This window comes from Myroides sp. C6-3 (assembly GCF_050522425.1).
Taxonomy (GTDB): Bacteria; Bacteroidota; Bacteroidia; order Flavobacteriales; family Flavobacteriaceae; genus Flavobacterium.
Genome location: NZ_JBMVQP010000020.1, coordinates 17,273 through 31,089, shown reverse-complemented (window position 1 = coordinate 31,089; position 13,817 = coordinate 17,273). Strand labels below are relative to the sequence as shown.

Annotated in this window: 14 protein-coding genes; 9 read left to right on the top strand and 5 right to left on the bottom strand. The window is 36.2% G+C overall.

All coding sequences use genetic code 11. The annotated features are described in order from the left end of the window. From ACPDG9_RS09725 to ACPDG9_RS09705, 5 genes are all read right to left on the bottom strand, one after another. Entirely contained in the window at positions 1 to 765 is a 765-nt protein-coding gene (locus ACPDG9_RS09725) for a M15 family metallopeptidase (protein WP_430527564.1), read from the bottom strand. A gap of 15 nt (positions 766 to 780) precedes the next feature. Beyond that, entirely contained in the window at positions 781 to 1,296 is a 516-nt protein-coding gene (locus tag ACPDG9_RS09720) for a DUF2589 domain-containing protein (RefSeq protein WP_430527563.1), read from the bottom strand. A 2-nt stretch (positions 1,297 to 1,298) separates the two neighbouring features. Beyond that, a complete protein-coding gene (locus ACPDG9_RS09715; RefSeq protein WP_430527562.1) occupies positions 1,299 to 1,496 on the bottom strand; it encodes a hypothetical protein in 198 nt (65 codons plus the stop codon). A gap of 2 nt (positions 1,497 to 1,498) precedes the next feature. Further along, positions 1,499 to 2,095, bottom strand: a complete 597-nt coding sequence (locus ACPDG9_RS09710; protein ID WP_430527561.1) for a DUF2589 domain-containing protein — start codon at positions 2,093 to 2,095, stop codon at positions 1,499 to 1,501. A gap of 83 nt (positions 2,096 to 2,178) precedes the next feature. Then, positions 2,179 to 2,808, bottom strand: a complete 630-nt coding sequence (locus ACPDG9_RS09705) for a DUF2589 domain-containing protein (RefSeq protein ID WP_430527560.1) — start codon at positions 2,806 to 2,808, stop codon at positions 2,179 to 2,181. A gap of 511 nt (positions 2,809 to 3,319) precedes the next feature. Here ACPDG9_RS09705 and ACPDG9_RS09700 point away from each other — a divergent pair. From ACPDG9_RS09700 to ACPDG9_RS09660, 9 genes are all read left to right on the top strand, one after another. Next, the gene (locus ACPDG9_RS09700; RefSeq protein WP_430527559.1) at positions 3,320 to 4,123 is read left to right on the top strand and encodes a sensor histidine kinase; all 804 of its coding nucleotides are present in this window, start codon (positions 3,320 to 3,322) and stop codon (positions 4,121 to 4,123) included. Next, positions 4,098 to 4,766, top strand: coding sequence for a response regulator (locus ACPDG9_RS09695; protein ID WP_430527558.1), 669 nt, complete (start codon positions 4,098 to 4,100; stop codon positions 4,764 to 4,766). The genes ACPDG9_RS09700 and ACPDG9_RS09695 overlap by 26 nt, the downstream gene beginning before the upstream one ends. A 299-nt stretch (positions 4,767 to 5,065) precedes the next feature. After that, on the top strand, positions 5,066 to 5,275 hold the full coding sequence (locus ACPDG9_RS09690; RefSeq protein WP_430527557.1) for a GNAT family N-acetyltransferase: 210 nt from the start codon (positions 5,066 to 5,068) through the stop codon (positions 5,273 to 5,275). Positions 5,276 to 5,289: 14 nt separating this feature from the next. Next, complete coding sequence (locus ACPDG9_RS09685; RefSeq protein ID WP_430527556.1) at positions 5,290 to 5,532, top strand: hypothetical protein; 243 nt, start codon at positions 5,290 to 5,292, stop codon at positions 5,530 to 5,532. 290 nt (positions 5,533 to 5,822) lie between these two features. Then, complete coding sequence (locus tag ACPDG9_RS09680) at positions 5,823 to 6,761, top strand: hypothetical protein (RefSeq protein WP_430527555.1); 939 nt, start codon at positions 5,823 to 5,825, stop codon at positions 6,759 to 6,761. Then, positions 6,749 to 11,572, top strand: a complete 4,824-nt coding sequence (locus tag ACPDG9_RS09675) for an MBG domain-containing protein (RefSeq protein ID WP_430527554.1) — start codon at positions 6,749 to 6,751, stop codon at positions 11,570 to 11,572. The genes ACPDG9_RS09680 and ACPDG9_RS09675 overlap by 13 nt, the downstream gene beginning before the upstream one ends. 90 nt (positions 11,573 to 11,662) lie before the next feature. Further along, positions 11,663 to 12,526 (top strand): outer membrane beta-barrel protein, encoded by an 864-nt coding sequence (locus ACPDG9_RS09670; RefSeq protein ID WP_430527553.1) that lies wholly within the window; start codon positions 11,663 to 11,665, stop codon positions 12,524 to 12,526. A 254-nt stretch (positions 12,527 to 12,780) separates the two neighbouring features. Then, a complete protein-coding gene (locus ACPDG9_RS09665) occupies positions 12,781 to 13,041 on the top strand; it encodes a hypothetical protein (RefSeq protein ID WP_430527552.1) in 261 nt (86 codons plus the stop codon). A 196-nt stretch (positions 13,042 to 13,237) separates the two neighbouring features. Continuing rightward, positions 13,238 to 13,768 carry a hypothetical protein gene (locus tag ACPDG9_RS09660; RefSeq protein WP_430527551.1) on the top strand — a complete coding sequence of 177 codons (531 nt, stop codon included), beginning with the start codon at positions 13,238 to 13,240 and terminating at the stop codon, positions 13,766 to 13,768. Positions 13,769 to 13,817: the final 49 nt, after the last annotated feature.

Here is a 13,817-nt window from a genome sequence, read left to right as displayed (position 1 = left end):
TTAAAGCAATTGGGCAAGTTCAAAGTGCATTCCATCTTGTCGAGAAAAGTGCCCGCCCCAGTAAAAACCAAATTGATGAGCCAAAGGAACGATTTCCCGTAAAGAGCCTATACTACCGAGCAAGGCAGGTTTGTTCCCTATGGAATTCCATTGCATATTAAGGTCAAAGGCTGTTCCAAAGGCATGATTCGATAAGGTTGTTTTTGAACCGCGAATTAATCTTGGGGTATAGCTTCCACCATAGCTACGTAAAAGCGGCAGGAGTTTCTTTTCTTCTACGGCGGCAAAAAAGGCGCGTAGTTGATCCACCCCTTTGCGATGAAAACGCAAGCTAGTGTATTGGGTACCCCATTGTTTTTTGAATTGTGGAATTTCGACCCTTACGATGTTTTGTTTTTCAAAATCATTGAGAATAACGATGTTTTCAGGGGCGTTGGGTAGTGGCTGACGTTTGAATATCAGCATACCAAAAAGGTCAAAACGATTTTCTTGCTTGACAAGGGGACTAAACTGGGGTTTAAGCGGAAATGCTTCTTTTTGATTCGGTGTAAACTCCATCCCATCTAGATAGGCAGAAAGCCACGTTTGGTTGCCAATTACGCCATCAGGGGTTAATTTTTTTTGCTTTTGATAGCGTTGAATAACCGTTACAAAATTGGGATCATAGTCATTGTCAATAACCGAGTGGTATAGTCCCTGTTGCAGTAGAAACTGTTTCCACTGCGCTATTTCAGGGTCTCTAAAGTTTGGGCGTAATACGTTCATAAGCATGTTTGGGGGTTATGTAATTTGTCTTTTTAAATAGTTTTCGTAGCCTTCACTAATTTGCTTTAAACCTTCCGAAGTTTGCTGTGGACGCAGTGTAATTTTCAACTTGCCTACATGTGCATGTGAAGTCCTCTTTATGAGAGAAGTCGTTGGTTTGTCAAAGTAGATTTGCAGTTCATCGTTGCTAATTTCCATTTGAAATTCCGTTGTAAATGTCGCTTTTTCTATTCCACATACCTCCAAGGGGATCATGGAAATCAGAGGAACTTCGACAGGTTCCATGAGCAGGGTAAAAGAATCTTCCTCTGCTTTAGCTTGCTGTACTTTTTGGGGGTAGCTGAGCGTAACAGTTTTGGGAATCCATGTTTTTCTATAGGTCACTTGTCCATTAAGATCTATCGTCTGAACTTCTTTTTCTTCAAAATAACGATCAAGTAGCCTTAGATTTTGATCCGCTATTTGTTCCTTAGTCATTAAAATAGCAGTGTGTAGCGCTTGAATGAAGTTCTTTAAGCTTATTGTTTTCATCTCTATTTCTTTATAGAATTTTTATTGCTTTTATACGCGTTGACAGCTTGTGATACCGTTTCTTTGCTATCAGAAGCTAGACCAATACGGGCAGCACATTGGCCACAACTAAATTGAGTCCCTAAAAGAAGCTGCGTTACTTCTAAAGTAACAGGAGCCATACAATTAGGGCAGGTAATGAGTACCGTTTTTGTTTGCATATTTACTTGGAATTAAGGGGGTGAATAGTCTTACTATAAACGTCTAAAATGTTTAAGATGCCTAGGGGTAGAGGTAAAGGGCCTGCTTTCAACTCAACTTTTAAAGTGCGTTGACTGGCTTTAGCATAAGCATCTCGCGTTGGATTTTCTAGATTATTCATGGAGATTTTTCCATTCAATTGAGCCTTTCGCTCAATAATATCATTGGTGTTATTGGTATAGCTTGTTGTCGATGTTATTTCTAAGCTAAAAATAACCCGCATCTTTTGCAGCGCTATTGTGTTTAACGGAACGATCGAAATTAGCGGAACTTGAAAAAGGACTTCTTGTGTTGGGATTTCCTCTTCTTCTTTTCGATTAGTTGTTAGGATCATGTTGATCATTTTGGGTTGATAGACTGTTGCTGTCTCGGTTGATAGCGGCTTGTTTTTCTTTTCTACTTTGGTAAAGTATTGACTTAAAATAGCTAAAGCTTGTCCGTTTAACATCATGCTATTGGCCTTAGAAAGCGCTATTAGAGGAGCTGAAATAATCGATTCAATATTGAGTTCAGCGGTGTGATCTCTAGTGTATTTCGATAAGTTGTTGTCTTGTTTCATCCTTTCTCTTTTTTATGGATTCCCTAAAAAAGGGAATCCATTGGTTTGTATCTGTTGAACGAAACCGGTCTGGTCGGTTTTTCTCATGAAGCATTTTTACTACTTATGATGGGGTCAATGGATTTCGAGAAGACGTCAATAATAGTAGCCACACCAAAAGGCAAGGGCAATTGTCCAGCATGTACTTTAACGTTATACTTAGCGGCGTTACTCTTGTTGTAGTGTTGACTTTCTTTGCTGGAATTTTGGCTGTCATAGCTGACTTTACCTGTGATGGTGGCAGAGAAAAAGCTAAATCCAATTTTTGCTTCTAATCCAGCTTCAGCCGCTCTTTTTTCGCTTTTTTCCTTGCTATTTTCTTCCGAATAACTAGAGTTAACTTCCATGTCAAATTCCACATTTACGTTGTCAATACCCAGAGAATTGATAGGCATGATGGTCAACAAGGGCAAATTAAAAGTAGTCTTTACTGTTTCAATAGTATCGTCTTCTTTAATCAACGCTCTACTTAGTTCCATCTTAATCATAATAGGCTGATAAGAGGGATCTTCTTCTGTGCCCGTTTTGCTAAAACAGGTGTCTAAAATAAATTTGGTTTGCGAAATAGACATTTTAGCATTGGCATCTGCAGCTGCATTTAATGGACCTCCAATTAGAGCATCCATAGGTAATCCCAAGAATTGTTGAGAAATGTTTACTAGATTTTTACTCATGGCTTCTATTTTTAAAGTTTAAATTAAAGCTAATGAGATTAAAAAGCCGATTTTAGAGTGAAATTACCTTGATTTATTGTGTAATTACTTATTTATTTTTTGTTTTTTAACATTCTATGCGATTATTCACGATCTATTTCCTCTCTATCTTTGTTTAGTTATAACGCTAGCTTTTACGCGAATAAAAAAAAAGGACACCTTAGTAGAGTATATTGGCTTCAGCACTTTAGTACGCCTATCTACTTCAAGATTAATCATCTAAATTACAGCATATTTTATCTGACTTAATCTAGTTTGTTCGTTCTTCTGGCTTCATAAGAAATTGCTTGGGGTATAAAGCCCTTTTCCGATCGTTATGGCTTACTATTTGTTTACTTATAGGTGTTTTTTAGAAAGTAGACACAAGTGTTTCAAGGGTAAGGTTGGAGCGTAGATAAACTCGATTACTTGTTTTCAAACCTGTTAGATTCCCTTCATTTTTGTTATTCACATGCATTAATTTAGAATTGAGATGGAAATATATGTACTAGAGGTGTGTTTGTCTTTGGATGAGATTCGCGGTGTTTTTTATCCTAAATCTTGGAGTATTAAGTGTTTTTTCTTTTTGTTATTCAGTTTGAATATGATTTCAGTTGGGGTATTTTACTTGCTTATAAAAGAAGAGCGAACGAAAAGAACCCTCCAAAAGCGAAAAACAAATCAACAAAGGGAGATGCTAGTTCAAATGCAGATTGCAACACAAGAAGTAGAGCGAAGGCGTATAGGAAGAGAGTTACATGATTGTATTTCAAATAAGTTGAGTTTGATTCTATTAAAACTCAATGATGAGTATTCAACAGCGCAGCTCGAAGCAGATATGATACAAACGTTACTAGCGGTACGCAATATTACACATGATTTGAATCCGCCTTTTCAAAGTGACTCCCCTTTGCACCTTATGATTTTTCACCAAATTGAGAAGCTCAAACCGAACTATACGATTCATAAAACGCTTCGAATTTATTGCAGGAAGAACACATCGATCGGTTTTAAAATTCAGATTATTCGAATTGTACAAGAAGTAATTACCAATATAATAAAGCACGCTGAGGCAACAGCAGTTAGTGTAGCGATTCGGATTAGTTCGAAGGGAATATACCTGTCGATTGAAGATAATGGTTTAGGTCCCCTCAGCAGGAGAGAAGGACAAGGCTATTACAATATTAAGAATAGGCTTTATCTATTAAAAGGAGTCTTTAAGGTTAAAGGGAACAGACCCTATGGAACAAAAATAATTCTATTTATACCCCATGAAATACAGGATAACTCTAGTTGAAGATGACACTTTAATTCTTGAACTCATCAAAGATTTTTTAAATGCTTCTGAAAATTTTGAAGTGCGTTATTCTTTTGTAGATGGAGCAAGTTTTTATGAATCAATAGAACGTGTTACCTATGAAACGGATTTGATTATCATGGATTTTCAGCTAGGAGATACCACTGCAGAGCACTTGTTAGAATTAATCCAACTAGAGCAACGGAGGATTCCGGTACTCATTTTAACCGCTCATTACAACCAATCTCTGATCGGTTATATGCTGAAGCTTGGTGTGGCCTGTTATCTACCAAAATACATCAAGTTAACAGAGTTTTTAATCATCCTAAAAGAAGTGTTGCAGAAAGGACATTACATAAGCAGTGAACAATTTCCTTACTTAAAAGAATCCGTTTACGATAGTTCGGGTGATTTATCCGTAAAAAAATACAATATTTCTAAACGAGAGGTAGATATAATTTACCTCTTAGCAAAGCAGTGTACAGCCAAGGAGATTGGCAGTCGATTGTTTTTAGCCCCTCGGACAGTTGAGAATTACAAAAACACCCTATTTGCTAAAACGGGCACCAAAAGTATTGTTGGTTTAGTCCTGTGGGCGATAAACAGACGGATTTTTACACTTGATCAGTTTAACGATTTATAATTCATTTCATTTGTTCAATTCTAAAAAAAACGTTTAATTTTATTTTCACATCCTATTCTAGCGGTGTTATAGGGCGTGCCTATGTTGCTAGAAAAGTTAGGTTATGAATTTAAGATCCCAATACATTTACAGAGAAAGAGCGAGCATTATTTGATGTCTTTTTTTGGAAAGAAACCTGTATTTTTCATTGGGAAAGAATAAACTTTGTACGCATTAAATTAGAAATAGATAGGATACGAACAATTGATCCCACAGAATTTCCTCGTTTAATTGAAATTTGGGAAAGTGCTGTTTTAGCTATGCATGATTTTTTAAAAGCTGCTGACTTTGAATATTACAAAGAAAATTTACCCACTTATTTCTCCTTTGTGCAACTATGGGGTTATGAAGAAGAGGGGCAATTAGTTGGTTTTATGGGTATAGCGTCCAAAAGTTTAGAAATGCTATTCATAGATGCTTCAATCCGCGGAAAGGGAATAGGCAAGGCGGCGAAACGTTTCCCTTTTTGAAAAGATTAGTGTATTTGAAAAGCCAAGCTTTTCAGGTACACTTTTATTTTCTTCTTCCAGTTCAAAAAGAAATAAAAACTCAAATGATTGCGCGCACCATTTACGCAAAAGGGTGCTTTAACGGTACTAAACCGATAAAATCAAATAATCTTCTAATTGCATTGGCGGTCATATTGTTTTTTGACAAAAGTATAAAAAAGAGCGGTATAAATACGGTTTTAAATCCTGTTGTAAATGGACAAAACGCAGATAATTAAGAAGTAGGTAGCACTAGTTGTTTTTAGCTTCTTTAGTATTAATTAACAACTTGTTTTATATGATTTATTTAAAGTGAATTTAGATTGATTTAAGTGTGATTATTTTTTATAAAAAACAAATGTATTTTAATATATTTACTATATTGGTAATTATTTGAAAATCGAGGTCAATTAAGTGCTGAGTGTTAAATGTTAATTTTGCTAATAGTTACTTAAAATAAATCTTGGTATTAACACAATGTTCACCTAAATCCAGTAAAAATACTAGTGCAACTAACCAAATAATAAATATGAATAAACCATTACTTTTTAAACTCTTTTTGAGTTTTATGTTATTATCCGTTCAAATGACTAGAGGACAAGAGTATATTCCTTTGGCCATTACATCCGGATTTAATGAAGATGTTATTGCAGAGACTAGTCCTGCAAACGAACACACAACAGCTGCCGTTGATGCGACGAGTGTTGGTTCGAATTTTGCTTTTATGTCAAGAGCATATCCAGATGCTACCGTTGGACTTCCTGCCAACGGATTAATAACCTCAGTAGCAACAGCAACACCTGGTTTACAATTTCAATTGGGGGCTTATAATGCAAGTAATTCATTAAAAATTAACGCCCAAAATGGGACAGGGACATTAACTGTACAAAGTACCTATCCGGCATTAAAGATTTTTATTTTAGCTACATCAGGAAGTGCTGCGTCAAACTTTACGGGTACAATCACTTTTACAGACGGTACTACACAAGAAATTAGTACACAGTCGGTACCTAATTGGTTTCAAACGGGTACACCTGCTGTTGCTATACAAGGTATTGGTAGAGTACCTCGTAGCGGTGGAAATCCTGATAATAACAGTACGAATCCGAAATTATTTCAGATTCCCATTGCTATCGCTACAGCCAATCAAAGTAAACTTGTGCAGAGTATAGCTATTACTAAAACGAGTTCTACATCAAGTTATTTGAATATTTTAGCTGTTTCAGCAGAATATATACCCGCTTGCCCAAAACCTACAGCGTTTACTCGAGGAAGTGTTAGTGCTACGGATGCAATGCTAAGTTGGACAAGTACAGGTACTTCTTTTGAAGTTAAATACGGGGCAACGGATTTTGATGTTGCTACTGAAGGTACAACAGTTACAAGTACAACTAACAGTCGTACTATAGTTGGTTTAACTACAGGACAAACCTACGATGCTTATGTGCGTACGAATTGTGGAGAATAACTACAGGACAAACCTACGATGCTTATGTGCGTACGAATTGTGGAGAAGAAGATGGATATAGTGCATGGACAGGGCCTCTTACTTTTAGAGCAGAAAATGCTTTTCAAATAGGAGATGGAACTCGTACAAGTAGCGGTGGAAATACAATTCCAGTAACAAGCTATCATTACAATTACAGCCAACAAATTGTCACGTCTCAAGAATATAGTCAATTTGGTGGCGGAGTAGGTCCGATTACTAAAATTCGCTACTATACAACAAATATTGGAACGATAAGTGTTTGGAATAATTGGGCTGTATATATGGGACATACAACGAAGGAAGCTTTTAGCTCCACGACAGATTGGGTTCCACAATCGGATTTAACCGAGGTTTTTGATGGAACTATAACAGCTGTTGCGAACGATTGGTTTGAAATTACCCTAACAACTCCTTTTAATTATACAGGGGGGAATTTAGTTATTGCAGTACACGAAAAGACACGAGGTTGGAGTAGTCAACCTACATTTAGAATGTACGGATCTGGAGCTAATAGAGGAATTTTATACAGAACAGATGGTGGTAATCCGTCATCCCTACCTCCTGCTGAAGCTAGCAGCTTACAATCAACTTTGCCACAGTTACAGTTAGTCGGTACAATTGCATCTTGTAGACCTGTATCAAATATAACAACTACTTTATCTTCTTTTACATCGGTAACTGCATCCTGGAGTAGTCATGATAGTGCTACTATGTATGAATATGCTGTAACAACATCAACAGCAACTCCAACAACATGGTTAACAACAACTGCAACTTCACTGAATCTGACAGATTTGACGCGTGAAACGCAGTATTATTTACATATTCGTTCAAAATGTGGTGCAAACTCGTATAGTGCTTCGATTGTTTCCCCCTTTTATACTGGATATTGTATTCCTACTACCACTAGTACATCTACAGATTATAGAATTAAGGGAGTAAAAACAACAGGAGGCTATACCAATATTAATAACTTAGATAATGGTACAACTAATTGGTATACCAACTATTCAGATCATAAAGTTTACCAATCCCCAGGAGGGGTCATAAATTATGCAATAGATATCAAATCGAGTACTATTGTTAAGGTCTGGATTGATCTCAATCATGATTTTATATTCAGTGATGATGAGTTAATTGCTAACTTTTCAGATTCGGATAGGTCAGATGCAACACGAACAGGAACTTTTACGCTTCCTGCAACTATGCCTTTGGGGGATTACCGCATTAGAATTCGCTCGAGTTATTATAATTTAGTTGGAATTGGTGCTTGTGATACTTCGACCTCAGGAGGAGAAGTTGAAGATTACACACTTTCGGTTGTATCACCACCTACTTGTATCGCTCCCGATACACTTACTTCAGCTTACGTTGATGGTATGAATTATAGATTAGGTTGGGTTAGTGATGGAGATCTATTTGATGTAGAACTGATTAATATTGCAGCAGGAGAAAGCCCTACTGGAATTCCAACGCATACTGGAATTACTTCAAATTCAATGCTTACAGCATTAGATTTTTCTTCTACGTATGGTTTTCTAGTACGCAAGAATTGTGGAGAAGAAGCAGGAACAAGTTTATGGCAAGGACCTTATGTTATCCATACCTCACCCGTTACACCTTCTCCATGGCGTGAAGAATTCACAGGTTTAAGTGCATTACCTCAAGGATGGAATAGTATTCTTAATACTTGGAGAAGAAGAGATTCAAATGGAAATATTAGCTTTTACGCCAATATTTATCGTTCTAAACCTGTTGGAAGTTTATCAACTATTGGAGTTGGTCCTATCTTAAACGAAGACCTTTTAACATTTAAATTTAGGTTTCTTAGATATAGTAATAATGCAGTGATTAATGCTAATTTAGCAAGTTTAGAAGTTGATTTATCGACTGATTTTGGTGCTACTTATACAACAGTTGGTACAGTTAATAATAATGGTTCAGCTGATTGGCAAGAGTTTGAATATGATATGAGCAGTTATGCAAATAAATATGTGACCATTAAAATAACAGCAACTTTGATAGAAAGAGGAAACGACATAAATATCTTTATTGATGATTTTGATATTTCTGGAGGAGTTCCTTGTTATGAAATAACAGAGGCAAGTGTGGATGTTCTTCATACTGAAGGTTCTATATTGACGATCGAATCAGAAGCTGCTAAGTTTGATATTGAATATGGGCTTGAAGGTTTTGAATTGGGTGAAGGTACAGAAGGAACCGAAATTACTACCCCTTATCTTATTCCTGAATTGTCAGCTGATACAACCTATGATATTTATATCCGCGGCCAATATTGTGAGGAGTGGTTTGGTCCTGTAACCTTCACTGTAGATGCAGCAGAAACACAAACCATCACAGTAGAAGACACGACCAAAGTGTATGGTGATGAGCCCTTTATGGTTGGAGAGGCGACAAGTGAATTACCCTTAACGTATACCGTTGAAGATCCGACTGTTGCTATTGTTGAAAATGGCAAACTTGTAATTCAAGGAGCTGGAGAAACAGTAGTAACTGCAAGTCAGGCAGGAAACGGATTGTATTTACCTGCTCAGGATGTAACATTTACCTTAACGGTTACGCCAGCAGAATTAGTAGTGAATGCTGTTGAGGAACAAAAGAAAATCTATGGAGATGGTGATCCTGAGCTACTTTATACAGCTACTGGATTTAAATATGAGGATACGGTAGCTCTTTTAACAGGGGAGTTAGCTCGTGTTGAAGGGGAGGATGTAGGTTCTTATGCGATTCAAATGGGAACATTGGCTCTCAATGACAATTATACGATTATCTATACTGGAGATGATTTTGTTATTGAACAGGCTAAGTTGACGGTCAATGCAGAACCTAAAACCAAAGTGTATGGACAAGGAGATCCTGCTTTAACCTATACAGCTACTGGGTTTAAAAATAACGATACAGCAGAGACACTTATTACAGGTGCTTTAATGCGTGTGCCGGGTGAAAATGTAGCAACGTATGCGATTAATCAAGGTACTCTTGCCTTAACGAATCCTAATTATACGATAATTTACAATTCCGATCAGTTACAAATCGATCCTGCATTATTAAGCGTTTATCCTGCAGCGAATATGGAGAAAATTTATGGACAAGCAGATCCTACTTTTGCCTTCGAAATTACAGGATTCCAATTTAATGATACACATTTAGGTGTAATTAGTGGTTCTATTGAGAGAGTGGGAAGTAACAATGTGGGAGAATATCGATATTTAGTAGGTACTTTAGCGAGTACACCTGCAAACTATATCTTTACCATTGCGAACCAAGAAAAGTTTAAAATTACACCAGCACCAATAGACGTTGTTGTAACCGAAAATCAGCAAAAAGTTTATGGGCAATTGGATCCGATTTTTAGTTTTACTGCTCAAGGATTACAATACGATGATCGCGCGTTTTCGGTATTCTCTGGAAGTTTAGTGCGCGAAGCAGGAGAAGACTTAGGTCTGTATAGAATTAATCAAGGAACGTTAGCTCCAAGATCAAATTATTACTTAGTTTCTTTTACTGGAGCTGACTTTGAAATTGTAAGTGGTCAGATCGAAGGTCTAACTCTTCCTTCAGCTACTTATGTTTACGATGGATCGGCAAAATCACTTGTAGTTCAAGGGGATATCGCTGAAAATGCAGTAGTGACTTATACCAACAATAATCAAACGAATGTAGGTACATATACAGTAACTGCAGTGGTTGATTATGGTTCTAATTTTGAATCGACTACCTTAGAAGGAGAGTTGACGATAACAAAAGCGGATCAAACGATTCGTTTCACGCCACCGACACAAGTTGTACTAGAAGAAACGCCGACCTTACAACTTAATGGTGTAGCTTCTTCAAACTTAGCCGTTTCTTATCACGTGGATAACGCGGAAGCGGCAACAGTAGATGCTTCGGGTGTTATACGCTTCCTGAAAACAGGAATTGTTACTGTAACAGCTCAGCAAGAAGGTAATGCCAATTATAATGCAGCAATACCTGTAGAGAAAAAGATAGAAGTAATCAGCAAAAATGCTCCTATCCTCAACTTAATTGTAGATGGTGTGCCTTATGGAAAAGTTGAAAAAGAAGTTTATGTTAGTATTGGTTGTGAACAGGCACAAGATGTAGTTTTAATTGATGTTGAAACAGAAGAAGGAGCAGAAGTTCTTCCTTCCAATCACATTGAAGTTGCAGTTCCGAATTATGGCATTTACGAGCAGTTGATCACCGTAGTTTCTTCCTATGGAACGGAAGAGATTTATAAGGTAATCATTAATAAACGTATTCCTTCTGAGTTAATCGTACACCAAAAGTACACGAACGTTCTCCTTGTAAACAACAATAAAGAAACCAATGGGGGCTACGTATTTACAGCCTATGAATGGTTTAAAAATGGAGAATCAGTAGGTAAGAAACAGTCTTACGCAGCAGGAAAAGAAAGTTCGAGTACGTTTGAACCTGGAGCGACATATCACGTAGAAGTAACTTTACACAACGGCAAGAAAATAAGCAGTTGTCCGATTGAAATCGACAATAAAGAAGAGTCGAATTTAGCTGTTTATCCGAATCCAGTGAAGAGAAATCAGTTGTTAAATATTACAGCAGATCGCTTGGATCAAGAAACAACCAGCTACGTCATTTATAACGTACAAGGACAAGCTATCCTTCAAGGAGTAATAGAAAGTGGGGCAATGCATATTGAAATTCCTGCAACATTTGCTTCTGGTTCATATTTCTTATTAATGAATATAGAAGGAAAACAAAAATCGGTTCAATTTATTGTTAGAGAATAGCAACAACTGATTTTACTTATCAAGTAGGGTTCTTACACTAAGAACCCTACCTTTTAAAGAACAAGGGTTATTAATCAAATTCGTTTTAAAATGAAAAAATATATCGGTATTTTAACGTTAGGACTTGTGTTAGGAGGGTATCAACACGCACAGGCACAATTCAATCCTTACTATTATAAAAATCACGAAGTAGCCGTAAGTGTAAAAGCTGGTTTACTCCAAAACTATGGTAGTCTACCCGATCAGATTTCTACAGATTTAAAATTCAATACCGCTATTGGTTTGCAATACGACTATTTTCTAAATCGTCAATGGAGTCTTGGTATTGGCGCACAGTATGCGATGTACACAACCGATTTTACTGCAACTAATCTCAAAGGACAAAGTAATGAGATTGATTCCGACAATGAGAAATTCATTTTCTCTTATGAGGGAAGAGAATATAAAGAGGAATGGAAGGTGAATCAAGTTAATATCCCATTGACGGTACAATATGTCGGTGAGGCAGAGACTGCGATTTACGTTCGTACAGGGATTCAGTATTCCCTATTAATGAGTAGCAAACCAACAGTGACGTGGAATAATTTACAAACGTCGGGATTTTTTCCACAGTATAATGTAGTATTTGATGAAGCAATGTTATATGCAGGATTTGGTTTGCAAGATAAAGTTGAATCCAAACCAGATATAGAATTGAAAGATCGTTGGGCATGGATTGCAGAAGTTGGGGTAAAACACAACGTAAGAGAAAATCAAAATCTATATGTAGGTGTTTACTTTGATTTAGGATTAAACAATCAAAAGCCTAGTGTTAAAGAAACGAAAGAAAGTATTTTAGCGTATGATTCCACGTTAGATAATGCCTTGAAATATAATAGTATTCAAGAGAGTTCTAAGGCTGTGTTTAAAAATTACAGTTTTGGAATTCAACTTCGCTATGGAATAGGATTATAAATCTAGTGCTGAAAAGCAAGAGTTTAAATCAAAACCCGTATGAAAAAAGCGTGATTGAATGGATCAAATTCAGTCACGCTTCTTATTTTTAGTTCTAAAACAATTGATTATTCTATTATAAAAAAATAACATATATACTTAAAAGTCTTTAAAATTGCTTATTTTTTTATATTTTACTATTTATTTTTCCATTTTCTTTGTTTTTTTTGTATTTAAATTTTCAATACAAACTCTTTTTTATAAATAAAAAATACATGCAAAAAAAGATTACAATAGATGATCTCGATCAAATAGCCCTTGAAGCATCACAAAGAAAATATCGTTCAATTTTATCTAAGTTGGAAAAAACAGCACATAAAGGAAGGAATAGCATTATCATAACCGAGCTTTCCGAAATTTTAATAAACAAACTGAGAAAGGAAGGTTATACTGTTACCGCTCATTTTACAATAAAATCAAGTTTCCTGTTTAAAAAAAAAATTGTCAAACACTATCAAATACGCTTTAGGAAATAAGTGTAGCGCTTTTCGAAGAGGACGGATGTGCTATGGACAACTACAGTTGCCTTTTACAGGTGAAGGTAATGGAGCTTCAACTCGTTGTTTTTTTGTTTAACCTTGTTAATTAATGTTAATTAACAAAAGATATTTTATTAATCATTGCTTTATGGCTACATTGATTATAATGAAAAAGAATAAAACAAATAAAACAATGAAAAAATTTGTATTACTTGTTGCGTTTATGGCTTCTACAGCGATACAAGCACAACAAGGAAGAGAAAATAAACAAGAGAACAAGGACATTTCAATTTTAGTCAATCAAAGTGAATCCTATGGCTTGAGTCCAGCTCAACGGGAGAAATTAATTGCGCGTAAAAAGACCATTGGTCGAGAATATGCGGAAATTGGCAGGGACCGAAGCTTATCCGGTTATGAGAAAGGAGTAAAGAAAAGAGCCTTATCCCTCCAAATTCAGGAAGATATTCGCGCGATTCTAAATGAAGAGCAATACGGGCAGTGGTCTTCATATCAACAAAAAAAGGATTACTACGCTACGCGATATACCCAACAAAATGAGGAACTAGAGTATGAGATCGATCGTTTAGAGCGAGCGTATGAACAAGATATTAAAGCGTTAGAACAACAATATCGCAACGATAAATACACCTTAAAAAGAGAAAAGAATAAGCGAAAATCACGGTATAAAGAAGAAAGACAAAAGCTGAAAGATCAGAGAATATAAACAAAAAAGGACAACCAAGGCGTTGTCCTTTTTTGTTGATTCTTTGGGA

Coding starts and splice junctions, on each gene's coding strand:
- ACPDG9_RS09680 (WP_430527555.1), top strand. CDS start 5,823: ATGAATAAACCATTACTTTTTAAACTCTTTTTGAGTTTTATGTTATTA.
- ACPDG9_RS09715 (WP_430527562.1), bottom strand. CDS start 1,496: ATGCAAACAAAAACGGTACTCATTACCTGCCCTAATTGTATGGCTCCT.
- ACPDG9_RS09695 (WP_430527558.1), top strand. CDS start 4,098: ATGAAATACAGGATAACTCTAGTTGAAGATGACACTTTAATTCTTGAA.
- ACPDG9_RS09705 (WP_430527560.1), bottom strand. CDS start 2,808: ATGAGTAAAAATCTAGTAAACATTTCTCAACAATTCTTGGGATTACCT.
- ACPDG9_RS09700 (WP_430527559.1), top strand. CDS start 3,320: ATGGAAATATATGTACTAGAGGTGTGTTTGTCTTTGGATGAGATTCGC.
- ACPDG9_RS09690 (WP_430527557.1), top strand. CDS start 5,066: ATGCATGATTTTTTAAAAGCTGCTGACTTTGAATATTACAAAGAAAAT.
- ACPDG9_RS09670 (WP_430527553.1), top strand. CDS start 11,663: ATGAAAAAATATATCGGTATTTTAACGTTAGGACTTGTGTTAGGAGGG.
- ACPDG9_RS09725 (WP_430527564.1), bottom strand. CDS start 765: ATGAACGTATTACGCCCAAACTTTAGAGACCCTGAAATAGCGCAGTGG.
- ACPDG9_RS09720 (WP_430527563.1), bottom strand. CDS start 1,296: ATGAAAACAATAAGCTTAAAGAACTTCATTCAAGCGCTACACACTGCT.
- ACPDG9_RS09660 (WP_430527551.1), top strand. CDS start 13,238: ATGAAAAAATTTGTATTACTTGTTGCGTTTATGGCTTCTACAGCGATA.
- ACPDG9_RS09710 (WP_430527561.1), bottom strand. CDS start 2,095: ATGAAACAAGACAACAACTTATCGAAATACACTAGAGATCACACCGCT.
- ACPDG9_RS09665 (WP_430527552.1), top strand. CDS start 12,781: ATGCAAAAAAAGATTACAATAGATGATCTCGATCAAATAGCCCTTGAA.